General features: G+C 31.5%; 19 protein-coding genes. 10 read left to right on the top strand and 9 right to left on the bottom strand.

Features of this window, described 5'->3' with window-relative positions:
- Window positions 1-124 precede the first annotated feature (124 nt).
- Window positions 125-829: a class I SAM-dependent methyltransferase gene (locus OF897_RS11000; RefSeq protein ID WP_267265734.1), complete on the top strand. Its 705-nt coding sequence runs from the start codon at window positions 125-127 to the stop codon at window positions 827-829.
- Between the two features lie 219 nt (window positions 830-1,048).
- Window positions 1,049-1,600 (top strand): ferritin, encoded by a 552-nt coding sequence (locus OF897_RS10995; protein ID WP_267265733.1) that lies wholly within the window; start codon window positions 1,049-1,051, stop codon window positions 1,598-1,600.
- A 56-nt stretch (window positions 1,601-1,656) separates the two neighbouring features.
- Here OF897_RS10995 and OF897_RS10990 read toward each other — a convergent pair whose 3' ends face one another.
- Window positions 1,657-2,724 carry a DUF2891 domain-containing protein gene (locus OF897_RS10990; protein WP_267265732.1) on the bottom strand — a complete coding sequence of 356 codons (1,068 nt, stop codon included), beginning with the start codon at window positions 2,722-2,724 and terminating at the stop codon, window positions 1,657-1,659.
- Between the two features lie 69 nt (window positions 2,725-2,793).
- Between OF897_RS10990 and OF897_RS10985 the strand changes: the two genes are divergently transcribed.
- The gene (locus OF897_RS10985; protein WP_267265731.1) at window positions 2,794-3,672 is read left to right on the top strand and encodes a DUF4349 domain-containing protein; all 879 of its coding nucleotides are present in this window, start codon (window positions 2,794-2,796) and stop codon (window positions 3,670-3,672) included.
- A gap of 66 nt (window positions 3,673-3,738) precedes the next feature.
- Here OF897_RS10985 and OF897_RS10980 read toward each other — a convergent pair whose 3' ends face one another.
- From OF897_RS10980 to dnaA, 4 genes are all read right to left on the bottom strand, one after another.
- Window positions 3,739-4,116: a hypothetical protein gene (locus OF897_RS10980; RefSeq protein WP_056078994.1), complete on the bottom strand. Its 378-nt coding sequence runs from the start codon at window positions 4,114-4,116 to the stop codon at window positions 3,739-3,741.
- 149 nt (window positions 4,117-4,265) lie between these two features.
- Window positions 4,266-4,964, bottom strand: coding sequence for an SAM-dependent methyltransferase (locus OF897_RS10975; RefSeq protein WP_267265730.1), 699 nt, complete (start codon window positions 4,962-4,964; stop codon window positions 4,266-4,268).
- Window positions 4,965-4,981: 17 nt separating this feature from the next.
- Complete coding sequence (locus OF897_RS10970; RefSeq protein WP_267265729.1) at window positions 4,982-5,452, bottom strand: low molecular weight protein-tyrosine-phosphatase; 471 nt, start codon at window positions 5,450-5,452, stop codon at window positions 4,982-4,984.
- Window positions 5,453-5,559: 107 nt separating this feature from the next.
- Window positions 5,560-7,014 (bottom strand): chromosomal replication initiator protein DnaA, encoded by a 1,455-nt coding sequence (gene dnaA, locus OF897_RS10965; RefSeq protein WP_267265728.1) that lies wholly within the window; start codon window positions 7,012-7,014, stop codon window positions 5,560-5,562.
- Window positions 7,015-7,149: 135 nt separating this feature from the next.
- On the opposite strand from dnaA, the gene OF897_RS10960 reads away from it, so the two are divergent.
- The 3 genes from OF897_RS10960 to OF897_RS10950 all read left to right on the top strand — a co-directional run bounded on the left by OF897_RS10960 (window position 7,150) and on the right by OF897_RS10950 (window position 10,386).
- Window positions 7,150-7,569 carry an acyl-CoA thioesterase gene (locus OF897_RS10960; protein WP_267265727.1) on the top strand — a complete coding sequence of 140 codons (420 nt, stop codon included), beginning with the start codon at window positions 7,150-7,152 and terminating at the stop codon, window positions 7,567-7,569.
- A 96-nt stretch (window positions 7,570-7,665) separates the two neighbouring features.
- Complete coding sequence (locus OF897_RS10955; protein WP_267265726.1) at window positions 7,666-9,834, top strand: DUF2339 domain-containing protein; 2,169 nt, start codon at window positions 7,666-7,668, stop codon at window positions 9,832-9,834.
- 114 nt (window positions 9,835-9,948) lie between these two features.
- The gene (locus OF897_RS10950) at window positions 9,949-10,386 is read left to right on the top strand and encodes a hypothetical protein (RefSeq protein ID WP_267265725.1); all 438 of its coding nucleotides are present in this window, start codon (window positions 9,949-9,951) and stop codon (window positions 10,384-10,386) included.
- A 51-nt stretch (window positions 10,387-10,437) separates the two neighbouring features.
- Here OF897_RS10950 and OF897_RS10945 read toward each other — a convergent pair whose 3' ends face one another.
- The gene (locus OF897_RS10945; protein WP_267265724.1) at window positions 10,438-11,715 is read right to left on the bottom strand and encodes a replication-associated recombination protein A; all 1,278 of its coding nucleotides are present in this window, start codon (window positions 11,713-11,715) and stop codon (window positions 10,438-10,440) included.
- 177 nt (window positions 11,716-11,892) lie between these two features.
- On the opposite strand from OF897_RS10945, the gene yidD reads away from it, so the two are divergent.
- A complete protein-coding gene (gene yidD / locus OF897_RS10940) occupies window positions 11,893-12,135 on the top strand; it encodes a membrane protein insertion efficiency factor YidD (RefSeq protein WP_267265723.1) in 243 nt (80 codons plus the stop codon).
- Window positions 12,136-12,583: 448 nt separating this feature from the next.
- On the top strand, window positions 12,584-13,432 hold the full coding sequence (lgt, locus tag OF897_RS10935) for a prolipoprotein diacylglyceryl transferase (protein ID WP_323809055.1): 849 nt from the start codon (window positions 12,584-12,586) through the stop codon (window positions 13,430-13,432).
- A gap of 27 nt (window positions 13,433-13,459) precedes the next feature.
- Here lgt and OF897_RS10930 read toward each other — a convergent pair whose 3' ends face one another.
- Window positions 13,460-14,974, bottom strand: coding sequence for an NAD(P)H-hydrate dehydratase (locus OF897_RS10930; RefSeq protein ID WP_267265721.1), 1,515 nt, complete (start codon window positions 14,972-14,974; stop codon window positions 13,460-13,462).
- A 134-nt stretch (window positions 14,975-15,108) separates the two neighbouring features.
- Here OF897_RS10930 and mscL point away from each other — a divergent pair, with 134 nt between their 5' ends.
- Window positions 15,109-15,498: a large conductance mechanosensitive channel protein MscL gene (gene mscL / locus OF897_RS10925; protein ID WP_267265720.1), complete on the top strand. Its 390-nt coding sequence runs from the start codon at window positions 15,109-15,111 to the stop codon at window positions 15,496-15,498.
- Between the two features lie 48 nt (window positions 15,499-15,546).
- Here mscL and OF897_RS10920 read toward each other — a convergent pair whose 3' ends face one another.
- Window positions 15,547-16,506, bottom strand: a complete 960-nt coding sequence (locus OF897_RS10920; protein ID WP_267265719.1) for a D-2-hydroxyacid dehydrogenase — start codon at window positions 16,504-16,506, stop codon at window positions 15,547-15,549.
- 99 nt (window positions 16,507-16,605) lie between these two features.
- Entirely contained in the window at window positions 16,606-17,007 is a 402-nt protein-coding gene (locus OF897_RS10915; protein WP_179474488.1) for an LNS2 domain-containing protein, read from the bottom strand.
- A 239-nt stretch (window positions 17,008-17,246) separates the two neighbouring features.
- On the opposite strand from OF897_RS10915, the gene idi reads away from it, so the two are divergent.
- Window positions 17,247-17,756: an isopentenyl-diphosphate Delta-isomerase gene (gene idi / locus OF897_RS10910; protein WP_267265718.1), complete on the top strand. Its 510-nt coding sequence runs from the start codon at window positions 17,247-17,249 to the stop codon at window positions 17,754-17,756.
- Window positions 17,757-17,761: the final 5 nt, after the last annotated feature.

Genomic DNA, 17,761 nt, shown 5'->3' with positions numbered 1-17,761 from the left:
ATTTGCAAATACAATTATATAGTGATTATTTTTCATAATCTCCTTTTTTAATATTGATAATTAGACATCTTAAATAATTAATTATACTTTCAAACCATTATCTTTGCCCTCAATAAAATTCAGCATGAAAGACTTAATGGGAAGTGCAATCTGGGATTATTTTCACAACGAAAATCCTGAAGATCTGCAGACTGAAACTTCAATTTCCGAACTCGATGAGCTTCCGGTAGAATATCTTTTCAGAGATTTTGAAGAGATGAATGATATTGAACAAAAAGCATTGAAATTATCTCAAGGAAAAACTTTGGATATCGGAGCTGGAGCTGGTTCTCATTCATTGTATCTTCAAAATGAAAGAAACCTTGATGTTATAGCATTGGATATTTCTCCAAAATCGATTGAAGTTTGTAAATCAAGAGGTATCAAAAAAGCTGTTTCCGAAAATATGCTTCATTTTTCAGAAGAAACTTTCGATACTATTCTGTTATTAATGAACGGAACAGGAATTTTCCAAAGCTTAAATGTGATTGATATTTATCTTGAAAAATTATATTCATTATTAAATACAAACGGACAAGTCTTGATTGACAGCACCGATATTTTATATATGTTCGATAAAGATGAAGATGGCGGAGTTTATATTCCAGCAGAAGGATATTACGGTGAATTGGATTATACGGTTCATTACAAAGGCGAATCTGAAGATCCAATAAAATGGCTGTATCTTGATTTTAACACACTGAAGAATGCTGCAGAACATAACGGTTTCCAAATAGAAAAAGTCTTGCAAGATGAAGATTCTTACTTGGCTAAACTGACGAAGAAATAAGTTTGATTTTCAAATTTTAAATTCTTTATTATTACAATCTATTAAAAGTCAATTCCGAAGAAGTTTTGGCTTTTTTTATTTTAGACTAACTATAAATTATACTCGCAAACAATTGATTTACAAATTTTTACATATCATAGGTTTTAATATTTCATAAACAAAACTTTTCACGGAATCATTTTTGTATCAATAATCATAATTACACTAAAATATACAATTATGAATACCAACAGACTTTCACCTACGCTGGAAAAAGCATTGAGCGATCAAATGAATAAAGAAATTCACGCTTCACATACATTTTTATCGTATGGAATTTGGGCCGATGACAAAGGTTACAGTGGGATTGCTAATTTCTTGTACCGCCATTCGCAGGAAGAAAGAAATCATTCGATAAAATTTATGGAATATGTTTTAAACAGAGGTGGAAAACCAAAAGTTGATGCCATTCCTGCTCCACCTGCAGATCCTGAAAATTTAACGGCTTGTTTTGATGGAGTATTCCAACATGAAGTTGATAATACGACATCTATTTACGCATTGGTTGATCTGGCTTTGCAAGAAAAAGATTGGGCAACTTGGAATTTTATGCAATGGTTTGTTCAAGAACAAATCGAAGAAGAAACTTTGGCTTCAAATTTAATTGATAAATTGAAAATTGCGGGTGGTGACCGTGCTACAGATGAATCGCTATTTACTTTAGATAATGCAATGGCTTCAGCACCAAATGATGTTCCTTTAGCGCAGGAAGCTACAGGAGCTAATCCATAAAAAATTTACAAAAAATTATTCACAAAATCTGTCAAAATTTGGCAGATTTTTTTGCTTTACTCTTCCAAAGCATATACTGCAAAACTTGCGAGCCAATGATCTCCGCCATAATTCCCTTGAAATAGTAATGGAAGTCCATTATTTAAAAATATAGTTGCTATTTTTTGAAATTCTTTTTTCAAAGGATGATTTTCAGGAAGAGATTTTGCAATTCCTTTCATACACCAAGCTTTTGTGAACGACAAACCAACCAAATGAACGGTTTGATAATCGCTCAAATCACTTACTACTGGGATTTTAGAAATATTTTCAAGACTTCTTTTTTCGTAGAAATTGTCAAGCCAATTTACAAATTCTTTTTGAGGAAGAATTCTTCGCATTAAATCTGCAATTTCAAGACTTGGAGAAAAGAAATCTGAACCATCCGGTTCAAGATATGCGGGAGTTTTTATATTGTTTAAATAAAAATATTTTGCTTTCTCAATCAGTTCGTTCTCAAAAGCTTTATCACCAGTTGCTCTCGCCCAATCGAGTGCAAAAACCATTGCAAAAGCAGTATTTGGATGAACTCCAGTTCTGTTTGGATAGGTTTGTTTTGGCAAAAAGGTTTTCCATGAAGCAAGAATTTTATCCGTTAAAGGTTTTAAATTCTGATGCCATATTTTTGCTTTTGGATGATTCCAGGTTGTTAATTCTTCGTCAAGTTTTAACAACCAGGCCCAACCGTAAGTTCTTTCGAAAGTCGTCGTTAGCTGATATTTTGTAAAATAATCTGCTTCAATCTGTAAATTTTCTTTTTTAAATGAATTGTCTAAAATATTTTCAATGTCTTTTGCAACCGATAAATTAGGCTTTGTTTTTAACAAACGAACCAACATCCAATGTCCATGAACAGAGCTGTGCCAATCAAAACAACCATAAAAACTTGGGTGCAAATCTTTCGGACTAAGAGTTACTTCATTTTCATTATTAATAATATGTGCCGTTTTATTTGGATATTCCTGATTGATGCAGTGAAGTGGTTTTTCTGAGAGTTTTATGGCCATTTCATCCGTTAATTTCGGAGTTTCCTGAGCGAAAAATAAATAAGGTAAAAGCGAAAATACTAAAAGACTCTTTTTCATTTGATAAAAATATAAAAGTAATTCTGATTTTTAAGCATAGTTTTTGCTCAAACTCACAAAAATTGATCTATGAAAAAAATATTTATTCCATTATCCCTCCTTCTCCTTTTTAGTTGCAATAAATCTGAAAATCAGGAGGAAGTAAAAACTCAACTAATGGAAGTTATTTCTGAGGATAAAGTTCCTCCTCCACCTCCACCCAAACAGGAAGTTCCAATAAGTGCAATGGTTTCTGCTAAAGAAGAAAATATCGAGCTCAAAGTTTCAGCACCGGAAAATAATGTCATTGCAAAGAAAATCATTAAAAATGGTGAAATAGAAATTCAGATTGCAGAAATTAGAGAAGCTCAAAATCAAACCACTGCAATTGTAAAAAAGAATAATGCTTATATCCAGACAGAACGTTTTGTTAACACAGATATTGATGAAAGATTGTTTTTAACGATACGGGTTCCGCATAAAAATTTTGATGGTTTGGTTAATTCTTTTTCTAATGGAATAGGTTCCGTTTTATCTAAAAGCATTTCTTCAGATGATGTGACAGAGGAGTATACCGATGTTTCGATAAAATTAGGCAACAAGAAAATTTATCTTGAAAAATACAGAGATATGCTTCGAAGTGCAAAAACAACGAAAGATATGTTGGAAATTCAGGAGAATATTCGTGAGCTTGAAGATGAAATTGACGTTTCAGAAGGCAGACTTCGCTTCATTGATGACCGTGTAAATTACAGCACATTGAATTTAGTTTTATATAAAGAAAAAGTAAGAAGTTCTACAACTTCAAACATTGGTTTTAGAAGCCGTTTCGGAGATTCTTTTACAGAAGGTTGGAATAGTTTTGTCACTTTTTTCCTTGGAATTATCTCTTTTTGGCCTTTCCTTTTATTAATTCCGATTATTATTTTAATTTGGAGGAAATGGCAAAAAAGCAGACTGAAAAAATAATATCCTAAAACAAAAACATCCGAATATCAAAAGTATTCGGATGTTTCTTTGCAATAAACAATTTATTTAAGCATTAAAATGTGTTTTAACAGTTTCTAAAACCTGCTCATCAGACATTTGCTGTGAAGTTTCTAAAGTTATTTTTAAATCCTTAAACTGTGCAGTGTCATGCAAATGTTTTTTTAGTTCCTCCTGAATCGTTCCCGGACCGGTAATCAATACCTCTTCAGAATTTGTAAGAAGATGCTCCACCTCTTTGAAGAATTTTACTTTATTGGTTTGTTCAGCATTGTTTCCCGCATTTTCACTTGAATTCCCGTGCTGAATAATTGCTTTTACCGGACTGCATAAGAAAAACTTGAATGCATTTTGTGCATCATGATTTTTTACAACTACCGCTTTCTGAGTATCGATCCAAAGACCAGCTAATTTTTTGTCAGACATATTTAATAATTTTTAATGTTATAAGTATGTAATGACAAGAATGATGCTAAAGAGTTGTTAATGGCTGTTAAATAATAAATTAAGGATTTTTTGAAACACAAATATCACTAATAATCCGCTCAATTTGTTTAATCTGTCCGACGTTAAAATTATTTCCCTAAAACAAAAACTGCGGGAATTTTATGTAATTCAGGCTTCTGTTTTTGCCAGTCTTTTATCGTTTTTGTTTTGATAAATTCATGCTCAGGATCATTAATATTTGCAGCAATACAAAGCTTTGTATTGGGTGATAGAAATTTAGTTAAATCTTCAAATAGCGCATTATTTCTGTAAGGTGTTTCCATGAAAATCTGCGAGTAACCAGTTTTCTGAAGTTCGCTTTCTAAATGTTGGATTCTCTTTTTCTTCTCACCTTTTTCAATCGGAAGGTAACCGTTGAAAGTGAATTCCTGACCATTAAAACCACTTGAAATTAAAGCTAAAATAATAGATGATGGCCCTGAAATCGGAATAACTCTGATATTTTTTTCGTGACACCATTTTACAATTAAATTTCCGGGATCAGCAATGCACGGAAGTCCCGCTTCTGAAAGCAAACCAAAATCCTGACCGTTCAGCATTCTGTCCTGAGCTTCTTTGATATCTGCATTTTCTGTGTATTTATCTAAAAGAAAAAGTTTTAAATCCGACTGTTTTTTCTCTGGAGCAAAAAATTTGATTACTTTTCTGGCTGTTTTTTCATTTTCAACAAAAAAATAATCGGTCTGCATGATATAATCTTTTATTACAGGCGAAAAATGATTGATAGAAGTATTTTCTGAAAGATAAGCGGGAAGTAGAAAAAGCATATTTGAAGAGTTATGAATTATGAATTTTGAGTTTTTGAAATGAGAAGTTTTTCAGCAATTTTTTCGCAGGCTTCATCCAATTGATGATATACTTTTTCGAAACCATCAATTCCGTCCCAATAAGGATCGGGAACTTCTCCTGAAGCATGATTTAAATCTGCGGCTTCCATTAATAATGAAACTTTACTTCTTTGTTCCTCGTTTTGAGCTAAAGAAATTACATTTTCCAAATTACTCAAATCCATACAATAAATTTTATCGAAATGATTCAAGTCTTCTGTAGTAATAGGTCTTGAAGTCTGTTTTGAAATATCTATTCCGTATTTTAAAGCCGTTTTTACTGATCTTTTATCGGGTTGATTTCCTTTGTGCATATCAATTGTTCCGGCAGAATCTACGAAGAAATGCTCAGGAAGTTTCGACCTCATAATTCCTTCTGCTAAAGGGCTTCTACAAATATTTCCGAGACAAACCATTAAGATTTTCATTTCAATACTATTTAAAATTTAATTAATAAAAATTCCTTTCAAAAACAAAGCTAAATAAAAAAAGGAGAATAATTCTATTCTCCTTTCTATAAATATTTTGTACAGAATTAATGTTTGATTTTTTCTGTCAATTCTTTTACGTATTTTTTTATTTCCTTATCAATTCTAGAAACATCTTTAATTGTTTCACAAGCGTACATTACAGTTGAATGATCTTTACCTCCCATTTCTTCTCCAATTTTGGTAAAAGTAGCATTGGTAAATTCTTTTGCAAAATACATTGCCAATTGTCTAGGAAGAGCGATTTCTCTTTTTCTGGTTTTAGATAAAAGTTGCTCTCTTTTAATTCCGAAATAATCACAAACAACATCCTGAATATAAGGAATATTGATGACTTTTTTCTGATTAGCCGCAATTTTACTAATTGTTTCCTTTAATAATTCAAGACTTAAATCTGATTTATAAATTGTAGAATAAGCAATTACAGAATTAATAACGCCAATTAGTTCTCTAACGTTTGTTTTCACTTCTGCTGCAAGGAAATCTAGCATATCTTCGGTAAGAACAATACCGTCTCTGCTTAATTTATCCACGATAATTTGCTTACGTGTACTCAAATCCGGAGATTTGATTTCCGCAGAAAGTCCCCATTTGAAACGAGAAACAATTCTGTCTTGAATATCCATAATATCAACCGGAGCTTTATCTGAAGTAAGGATAATCTGCTTTCCGTTTTGATGTAAATAGTCGAAAATATGGAAGAAACTGTCTTGTGTTGCAGATTTTCCAGACAAAAACTGAATATCATCAATAATCAGAACATCTACCATTTGATAAAAATTGGCAAATTCTGTCTGTTTATGAGCTTTTGCTGATGAAATAAATTGTTGAATAAACTTCTCTGAAGATAAATAAAGCACCACTTTATCAGGAAACTGACTTTTTACTTCCAAACCTACAGCCTGACCTAAGTGCGTTTTACCAACACCATAACCTCCGTATAAAAATAATGGGTTGAAAGCCGTTGCTCCAGGTCTTTTTGCAATTGATCTTGCAACAGTCGAAGCAAATTTATTGCTTTCTCCTTCCACATAATTATCAAAAGAAAAATCAGCTTTAAGATTAGAATCAATATTTACTTTTTTGATTCCCGGAACGACAAAAGGATTTACAATATTACCGGAAAAGCCTTGTGGCATTGTCTCCTGAACTTTTGGAGTAGGAACAGTTTTCCCTTTCATGTTCATGGTAACAGGTTTTTCTAAACCACTTGGCTTATTTTCCATTACCGAATACCAAAGTTTAACGCCTTTACCAATGTTTTTCTTTAGGGCAGCAGAAAGCAATGACAGATAGTTATCTTCAATATATTCTTTGTAAAAATCACTCGGAACCATCAACGTAAGATTATTGTCAACCAACGAAATTGGCTGTACTTTGTCAAATAGTAAATCGAAAGATTTTTCAAGCTTTTTAAGATCAGAATTATCTTCAGCTGCATTGAGATTGTCTCGCATAAACTGAAGGCATTTCTGCCATATCATCATTAAATTTTCATCCATTTTTTATGCCCTGATTATTCTTTGGTTAGTCGTTTTTAGGAGGAAGACAAAGGTCATGTTTTTTATCTTTAAAAAAAAATATTTCGCTTATTGATTATTTAAAAATATATTTGTATGTATAATTCAAAGCTTAAAATGATACACTCAAAACACTCATTACGAGTACGTTACGCAGAAACAGATCCCATGAAATACGTTTATTACGGAAATTATGCAACATATTTTGAATTGGGCCGCGTGGAACTTTTTCGCAGCATCGGAATCTCTTATGACGAGATTGAAAAGCAGGGGATTTGGCTTCCGGTTTCTGATTATAAAATTAAGTATTTAAAACCAGCACTATACGATCAAAAATTAGAAATTCACACTTTTATGAGAAAAATTCCTGGAGTGAGAATAGAATTTGAATATGAAATTTTCAACGAAGATCAAGTAAAAATCACAGAAGCTTCCACTACCCTTTTCTTCTTAAATGCCGAAACAAATAAAGTAATAAAATGTCCTGATTTTTTAATGAAATTAATAGAAGAAAACTGGAAGGAAGAAAATAATTAAATCTACTCGAAAACCTTCAAGGCTTAAACTTTCAAATCACTATATTTGGTACAAATGAAATGAATGGTTTATGCTTTGATTGTCATATTAATCGTATTGATAATTTTAATTTATCAAAATCTGAACAGAAAAATTCAAATTCTGGAACAGAGAATTTCCGATTTATCAAAAGACAAAATAAATACTGAGCAATCTCATCATACTTTCACGGAAACTATTAAACCTGAAAACCTAAAAAACGAGAAAGTTGAAATTCAGGAAAATTTATTTTCAGAAACCATTCAAAACAATTCTGAACCTGAAAAAGACTGGCTGACTCCGCTATTTGATTTTGTAAAACAGAATATTTTAACCATCATCGGGATTTTCACTTTGGTTTTAGGAATCGGTTATTTTGTAAAATATGCGATCGATAAAAACTGGATTGGCGAAAACGCAAGAACAGGAATTGGTTTTCTTTCAGGATTCATTCTGATTATTACAGCACATTTTATTAGGAAAAATTACAGCATATTTTCGTCAATCATTACAGGCGGAGGAATTGCTGTGCTTTATTTTACGACAACGATTGCATTTCGAGAGTACAATTTATTCACGCAAAACATTGCATTTTTAATTACTTGTGCAATCACACTGCTTTCAATCTTCCTTTCTTACCGATATAATAGTGAAACACTCATCATTTTTTCTTTGTTTGGAGGCTTTTTGGCTCCTTTGATGATTAGTACAGGACAAAGCAATTACGTTTTCCTTTTCACTTATTTGTCACTTTTAAATATAGGAATGCTAATTACTGTTTATTTGAAAAGCTGGAAAAGTGTGGGCTGGATTGCTTTTATTTTCACGGCAACCTATCTTTATTTTTGGACGGTTGAGAAAACTGATCTTACGAGCATTATCTTTTATATTGTTACTTACATTATATTTTATGCTTTTGCACTTCAGAATTACTTTAAATCAAATCAGCTTTCAAAACTCGATATTTTGATGTTGGTTCTGATTAATTTCTCCAGCATCATCGGATTGGTTTACATCTTTAACGTTTTGAAATATGAGCCTTTAAGTATTTTTCCGCTGACTTTTGCTATGGCGAATACATTTTTTATGTTCAGAGAATATCAAAATAAGAAATTCGAAAGAAATTATTCTGCTTTTGCCGGAATCAGCATCAGTCTCTTGACTTTAGCGATTGCTTTACAGTTTAAAACTCATTTAATAACGAGTGTTTGGGCAATCGAAGCTTCTCTCCTATTATATATATGGAAAAAAACCAATCACAATATTTTCAAAATATTTTTCTATTTCCTTTTTCCGTTGGTGATATTATCTCAAATGATGACTTGGACGGAGTATATTAATGGAAATAAAAATTTAACCATCATTTTTAATCCTGTATTTCTGACAAGTTTAGTGGTGATTGCGACGGTTATTTTCAATTTAATTTTACTTAAAAAAGAAGCCAAAGAAAAAAGTGATACCGAATTTTTTGAAAATATTTTTAAAATCGTATGTTTTGGAATTATCTATTTTTCAGGTTTATTTGAATTAATTTATCAGCTTTCTCCTGAAAATTTTGTACTTATCCTTACCTACTGTTTTCTCTACAGCATTTCGTTTGTGACTTTATTATTAATCGCAAAAAACAAATTAAGCTTATCCGAAAAATTAGTCAATACTTTAATTTATGGCTTGCTGTTTCTATTTATTGCACATATTTCTTCATCTCAAATTGTTGATGCTATCATTAAAAATGAAATTGGTTTCAATTTTTACTTCATCCATTTGATTTACCTTTTGCCATTTTTATATTTAGTTTTAAAAATAATTCATCAAACAGAATTTTTGAAAGAAAAAATCGGTTACTGGCTTGTTTCTTTTGTTGGCATTCTTGCCATAAGTTTTGAATTTTACCGAATTTATATTTTCTTGAATACTATAACTATCGAAAATCTTATTCAGCTTGAAGAACATTTCAGTATTTTATATTTACCGATTATTTGGGCGGTTTTAGCTTGTGGATTTATTTTTTCCGGACTTAAAAAAGATATTTCTGAACTCAACAAAATTGGTTTTAGTTTACTCGGAATTACCATTCTCAAATTGTATCTCTACGATGTTTGGCAAATGGATAATGTCTCAAGAATCATCGCATTTATTATTTTAGGAATAATTTTATTGCTCAGCTCATTTATGTTTCAAAAATTTAAAAATATGCTTAAAAATTTGGTTGAAAAGAATGATGATTTTGATGATAAGAATATTTAAAACAGCGTAAAAAACCATTATCTATCAATATTTTATAAATAATTTTAAATTTTCATTGATATTTTGTGAAAAGTAAGTATATTTATCAAGTTTTTAACACTTATATTATTAACTATGAAAAAAATTCTATATTCTTTACTAATCTTCGCTTCCGCAACTTTATTTGCTCAAAAAAATCCTGACGTAAAATTTGCTGTTTCAAATGGTAATGTTGGAACTGTAGCTTTATTTGACTCAAACAAGGAACATTTACAAAAGGTAAATGTTTATAAAACGAAAGCAAACCTGCCTCAAAATCTTAAAAAATATGAGTTTTTAGCAGATAACGGATTATCAGAAGTTACTTTTAAAAGTAGTTTCGGAACCTTAGACTTTATGTCTTTAGCTAAATTTAATGCTCAAAACGGTCTTCCACAAGATACCCCTGTTTTCATCGAAGGATATGAATTCAAGAATACAGATATCAATATTTTTGCAGACATTATTGCAGACATGAAAGTAGAAACTGTAGATGGCAGAAAATCTTTAGTGATTACTACAAACAAGAAATAATTTATAAATTATATTGAAAAACGGCTATTCAAATTTGAATAGCCGTTTTTTTTAGTACTTATGAGACCACTTTTTCTTGAGCTCATCGTAGATTTTCTTTTCAGTTACATTATTTCCAGGTTCATAAAATTTCACATCTTTTATTTCTTCAGGTAAAAAATCCTGATCTACAAAATTTCCATCGTAAGAATGTGCATATTTATATTCCTTTCCATAATCTAAATCTTTCATCAGTTTTGTCGGAGCATTTCTCAAATGTAGTGGAACAGGAAGATTTCCCGTTTTCTTCACAAAAGCCAGTGCCTCATTAATCGCCATATAAGCAGAATTACTTTTCGGAGAAACCGCAAGATAAATTGCAGTTTCACTCAACAAAATTCTCGCTTCAGGATTTCCAATCACGTTAATCGCCTGAAAACAATTATTTGCAATCACCAAAGCATTCGGATTTGCCAAACCAATGTCTTCAGAAGCCAAAATCAACATTCTTCGAGCGATAAATTTAATATCTTCTCCACCCGCAATCATTCTTGCCAACCAATACACAGCTCCATTCGGATCACTTCCACGCATCGATTTAATGAAAGCCGAAATAATATCATAATGTTGTTCACCATTTTTATCGTAAAGCGCCATTGTTTCCTGAAGAACAGACATTACATCATCATTGGTAATTTCTTTAGTTGAAGAATTTTTAAACTGATTCAAAACCAATTCCACAGAATTAATTAATTTCCTTCCATCTCCCCCAGAATATTGAATCAAAGCCTCTTTTTCTTTAATGACAAATTGAGAATTTTCGTCTTTATTAAATCTTTCTGAAGCAATATCAATCAGTTCTTCCAATTTATCATAGCTCAAAGCTTTCAAAATATAAACCTGGCTTCGTGAAAGCAATGCCGAAACCACCTCAAAACTCGGATTTTCAGTTGTCGCACCAATCAAAACTACCCAACCTTTTTCTACAGCATGAAGTAAAGAATCTTGTTGAGATTTATTAAAACGGTGAATTTCATCAATGAAAAGGATCGGTGATTTTCCGGAAAAAAGATTTTGTTTTTTTGCATCTTCAATTACATCACGCACATCTTTTACCCCTGAAGAAACTGCAGAAAGTTTAAAAAATTTTCTTCCTGATTTTTCAGAAATGATTTCCGCCAAAGTAGTTTTGCCTGTTCCCGGAGGTCCCCAAAGAATGAGAGAATTTAAGCTGTCGTTTTCCAGCATTTTTCTTATCGTCCCTTTTTCTCCTGTAAGATGCTCCTGTCCCAAAACTTCATCTAAAGTTTTCGGTCTTAATCTTTCTGCTAAAGGAGTATTATGATTCAATATTTTTTTATTTGAAGTTAAAATATAGTTTCAAACCTATTAAAAGGAATTGAGATAATCTGAATAAAACAGAATCGTCAAAATAATTAATTGATCCTACGACTCACGTCTTCACTGCCCGAAACTTGAAACAAATTTAAACTAAATTTCAATTTTTTAGCCTACTTTTGCAATGTTTTGAAACTTTCATTTAATAAAATCATTACATCACCTTTGGTAATTCTCATCAAAATTTACCAATGGTTTATCTCGCCTTTACTTCCCAAAAACTGCCGTTATGAGCCGACTTGTTCGCATTACATGGTAGAATCTCTGCAGGTTCACGGTATTTTTAAAGGATTTTGGCTGGGTGTAAAAAGAATTTCAAAATGTCATCCTTGGGGTGGAAGCGGTTATGATCCCGTTCCTCCGAAAAAATAAAAAATATTCAATTAAAAATATAAAAATGAATACTATTTTCTTCCGAATTTATCTCGTGGTATTTGCACTGGTTACCCAATGTATTTTTGCTCAGAATTACAAAGATGGTTTGTCAGACGGAACTTTAAAAGTTAATGCTAAAGATATTCCTGTAAAGGTTTTTGCAACTTCAGAACTTTCAGAGCTTGAATCTTTTGCTCAGGTTAATAAAAACCCAAACACTTTGGTCATTCTGAATAAATCTAATGTTGAAAAATCACATTTCATCAGCAGTTCAATGATTTTAGCAAATTATAAAAATGCAAAATATCAGTTTTTTGATAAAGATTTTAAATTAGTTGAAAACATAACGGTTACCGAAGACAATATTGAAACTCTGAAATATGTGGTCAAAACGCAAACACCGATCACTTCTGCAGAAACTGTTTCTTTAGAAACTCCTTATAAAATTTGGGATCCGGTTTCAGGAATTAATTTAGGACCTATAACATTGCATTTTTATAGCTTAATGTTTATTTGTGCATTTGGTTTAGGGTATGTTTTAATGACAAAAATGTTTACCATCGATCATGTAAATCAAAAATATCTTGAGCCGCTTTTCACTTGGACATTGATCGGAACGATTTTAGGTGCAAGAATGGGACACGTTATTTTTTATCAGCCTGAATTATTCAAAGAAGATTTTTGGAGTGTTTTCTTACCAATAAGTACAAAAAATGGTTTGAAATTCACAGGATTTTCAGGATTGGCAAGTCATGGAGCAACCATTGCATTGATTTTCACAACGCTTTATTATTCATTTAAAATCATCAAGAAAAATCCGTTTTGGGTATATGACAGATTAGGAATTGTGGTAGCAATCGGTGGCGCATTTGTAAGAATGGGTAACTTTTTCAATTCTGAAATTATCGGTAAACCAGTTGACCCTAACTCACCATTTGCATTACTTTTTCCACAACAAAGCAGCGAATACGGAGTAACAGTTCCACGTTATCCAGCTCAGTTATTTGAAGCAATTGGATACGTTTTATTATTTGTTTTACTTTGGGTTTTATACAGAAAAACTGATAAAAAATATCAGCAAGGTTGGTTATTCGGATTGTTTTTCATCATACTTTGGGCAATTAGATTCTTTGTAGAATTCCTGAAAGAACCTCAAGGTGACGAGTTTATTTCTTTTGCAGGTTTAAATACTGGTCAAATTCTTTCAATTCCATTTATGATTGCGGGAATTGTAATTATGCTTTATTCTAAAAAGTTTAAAATTACTGAAGCTGAAAACGGAAAGCCAGAATAATTTTCAATTCAAATAAATATCAGAAAGTCACAACAATGTTGTGGCTTTTTTGTTTAAATCAAGAAATACATTTCCGATTTCATCAATAAGATCTGTTGGCTGCATCGATTCTTTTGAATACTTTTCGGCTGCAAAATCAGCAGCTTGTCCATGAATCCAGACTCCTAAAATTGCAGCTTCCTCGGAAGAATATTTTTGAGCTAAAAGTGAGGTAATAATTCCTGTCAAAACATCACCACTTCCACCTTTTGCCAAACCGGAATTTCCTGTGATATTATAAAAAATTGTTCCTTCAGGATTGATAATTTGTGTATGATGGTCTTTTAAAACAATATAAATCCCCAAATCTTTTGCCTTTGTTTTGGCTAGATTTAATCTTTCAATCGAATTTTCAGTTTTACCAAAAAGTCTTTCAAATTCTTTCGGATGTGGAGTAATAATCGATTTTTTCGGAATTAATTTTAAACCGTTTTCGTTTTCAGAAATAATATTCAAAGCATCTGCATCCAGAATTAACGGAGAACTATGATTTTCAAGAAATTTTAACAAAGTTTTTTCTGTTTCTTCATCAGTTCCTAAACCGGGACCAATTCCGTAAACTGCATTTTCCATTTCATCAATTTGAGTGATAAATTTTTCACCACCTTTTATAAACATGGCTTCAGGACAGGTAGTTTTAAGAATTTCATAACCGCAATTTGAAGCTAAAACAAATGTCAAACCTGAACCACTTTTCAAAGCCGACTTCGTAGCTAAAACAGCCGCTCCAATTTTCCCATAACTACCACCAATAATAATTGATTTTCCATAAGTTCCTTTGTGAGAAAAATCTTCACGAGGCTTAAAAATTTTTAAAATCAAATCATCATCAATCACAAAATCATCAGTTTGAGTTTTTTCAATAAATTCATTTGACAAATCAATATTTAAAACAACAACTTTTCCTGCAAACTTACCCGTTTCAGGATGAAGAAATGTCTTTTTCCAAAACTGAAAAGTCAGCGTATAATTTGCTTTAAAAATAACAGAATTTCCATCATTCAATTGATCTGCAAACATTCCTGAGGGAATATCTATTGAGATTTTAGGATTGGTTTTAATGTTTAAATTTTCGATTAAATCTTTATAAATCCCTTCTAAATTTCTCGATAAACCTGTTCCGAAAAGCGCATCAATAATAATCGTTTTATCAAAATTATATTTTTCAATTTCACTAAAATCTTTCACAGAAATTCCGGAAATATCTTTTAATCTTTTAAAATTAATTAAAGCGTCATCCGAAAATTTCGGATTTTCTTTATTAATAAAAACATCGACATCAAAACCTTTTAAATAAAACATTCTTGCAATTGCAAATCCATCACCGCCATTATTTCCGTTTCCACAAAAAATAGCAAATCTTGTATGATGTTTACAGTTTGTAGAAATCCAATCTACACAACTTGAAGCTGCTCTTTCCATTAAATTCACGGATGAAATCGGCTCATTCTCAATCGTATATTTATCTGCTTCTCTGATATTTTCTGTTGTAAAAATTTTCATTAACTCCGATTTTAATTAAATTTAATCATAATTATTTAAAAATATTAATAATTTAAACCAAAAAAGTGCCCAAAACTTTTAAGATTACTATTTTAAAATAATACTTTTGTGTAAAACAATTAAAAATATAAATTATGGGATTTATTAAAGATTTTAAAGATTTTGCTTTTAAAGGCAATGTCGTTGACTTGGCAGTCGGTGTAATTATCGGTGCAGCTTTCAGTGCGATTGTAAAATCATTTGTGGATGATATTATCACTCCTCTATTGTTGAATCCGGCCTTGGAAAAAGCAAATGTAAAAAACATTGCCGAACTGTCATGGAACGGTGTAAAATATGGAAATTTCTTGTCGTCCGTTATCAGTTTCTTAATTGTGGCATTTGTTTTATTTATGCTAATTAAAGGAATTGCAAGTTTGAGTAAAAAAGAAGAAGCACCTATTGAAGCTCCTGCAGGACCAACTGAAGACCAAAAATTATTAATGGAAATCAGAGATTTGTTGAAAACAAAAAACAATATATAAAAAACGCCGCAAAATTTGCGGCGTTTTTTTATTCCCAAAGATTCAAAATTAATGAATCTGAAAAATGCTTGAAATTTGTTCAGCCAAAGAAAGCCCTATTCTATCCTGAGCTTCCAAGGTTGAAGCACCTGTATGCGGAGTTACAGAAATTTTAGAATGCGTGATAATTTCTTTTGCCGGAGTAGGTTCGTTGATGAAAACATCAAGACCCGCAAAACGTACTTTTCCTGAATCCAAAGCTTCAATTAAAGCTGCTTCATCAATTACTCCACCTCTTGAACAGTTTACAATCGCAACCCCATCTTTCATCATTTCAAACTGAGATTTCCCAATCATATAGCCTTCTTTCTGAGCAGGAACGTGAAGTGTGATAAAGTCAGAATGCTTCAAAACAGCATCCAAAGGTTCAGTTTCAATATCAACATTGATGAACTGATTGTTATAAAAAGTTACTTTTATACTCGCTTTTCCAATCATATTATCTGCAGCGATTACTCTCATACCAAGACCTAAAGCAATTTTAGCAACTTCCTGACCGATTCTACCCATCCCAATAATTCCGATGGTTTTTCCTTTCAATTCAATTCCTGCAGCATAAGCTTTTTTAAGTGAAGCAAACTCGGTATCTCCAACTAAAGGCATTCTTCTGTTAGAATCCTGCAAAAATCTTGCTCCAGAAAATAAATGTGCAAAAACCAATTCAGCAACAGATTCTGAAGAAGCAGAAGGCGTATTGATTACATGAATTCCTTTTTCTCTCGCATAGTCTACATCAATATTATCCATTCCTACCCCACCTCTTCCGATGATTTCCAGTGACGGACAGTTATCAATAATATCTTTTCTTACCTGAGTGGCACTTCTTACCAAAACTGTACGAATTTTGTGCTCGTTGATATAATCTAAAAGAAATTCCTGAGGAACTTTTGTTGTGATTACTTCAAATCCTTTTTCTGTTAATGCATCAATTCCTGACTGGTCTAAACCGTCGTTTGCTAAAACTTTCATAAAATGTTTTACTATTTAAAAATTGAAAGATTTAAAAATTAAAGAATTTCAAGTGTTATACTTTAGTTGTTTAATTTTTAAATCTTTTTATATTAGATTTTAATCTTTAAAAACTTCAATGGTTACTTGTTTCTCAACCAAATCCGTAAATTTTCCTTTGTAGCGTGTTGCTCTTACCAAATGATTGTCGATCCAGTGATAATTTCCACCTCTTGGTTTTCCACACAATACACTATGATATTTAAAACCGTGCTTGTCTAACCAATCGATTGTAATTTGTTTCAGATTTTCTGTTCTTGAAGTGAAAAAACAAATTTGATGACCTTCATCGTACCATTTATTTACGGTTTCCAATGCATCGGGATAAGGTTCGCAAGTAACCATTCTTTCCGGCTCTTCATTTGGAACATCGTCTGTAATTGTCCCGTCAATATCGATCAGATAATTCTTTACTCCATCCTTTAAAATCGGACTGATATGCTCAATATAATCTAGTTCCATCGTTCAAAATTTTAAAGTGCAAAGTTACACTTTATGATTCAAAGAGAAGTATTAATCTTAGTTTATGTTAAAAATTTAACACAAAATCAATTTTAAACTTAATAAATTATAAGATTCTGTTGCATTTTTCATAATTATGGCGAATATTTTTCACTTAATGAAAAGCCAATATTTCATAAATATTAAAAAAACTAAACATTTATTTTACAAAATCACGTTTAAAACTTAAATTTGTAGGAATGGAAGAATTGGTAGTTTTAGTAAATCCCGAAAATGAAGTTCTTGGTTTAATGGAAAAACAGCAGGCTCATATCAATGGTTTGCTTCATCGTGCTTTTTCGGTTTTTTTATTTAATGAAAACGGAGAAATGCTTTTGCAGAAACGTGCTTCAGAGAAATATCATTCTCCAAATCAATGGACGAATGCAGTTTGTTCGCATCCCAGAATTGAAGAAACTTATCTTGAAGGCGCAAAAAGAAGGCTGAATGAGGAACTGGGAGTTGATACAGAACTTACAGAAAAATTTCATTTTATCTATAAAGCAGATGTTGGAGGCGGACTTTGGGAGCACGAACTCGACCATGTTTTCACAGGAACCTACAATTCTGAGTTTAATTTAAATAAAAATGAAGTGGACGAAATTCGCTACATTTCGCTGGAAAATTTAGATAAAGAAATTTCAGAACATCCAGAACAATTTACAGAATGGTTCAAAATCATTTTGGAAGAATATAAACATCATTTTTAAACACA

This window comes from Chryseobacterium formosum, from assembly GCF_026460885.1.
Taxonomy (GTDB): Bacteria; Bacteroidota; Bacteroidia; order Flavobacteriales; family Weeksellaceae; genus Chryseobacterium; species Chryseobacterium formosus.
This window is presented reverse-complemented; position numbering and strand designations above follow the sequence as displayed.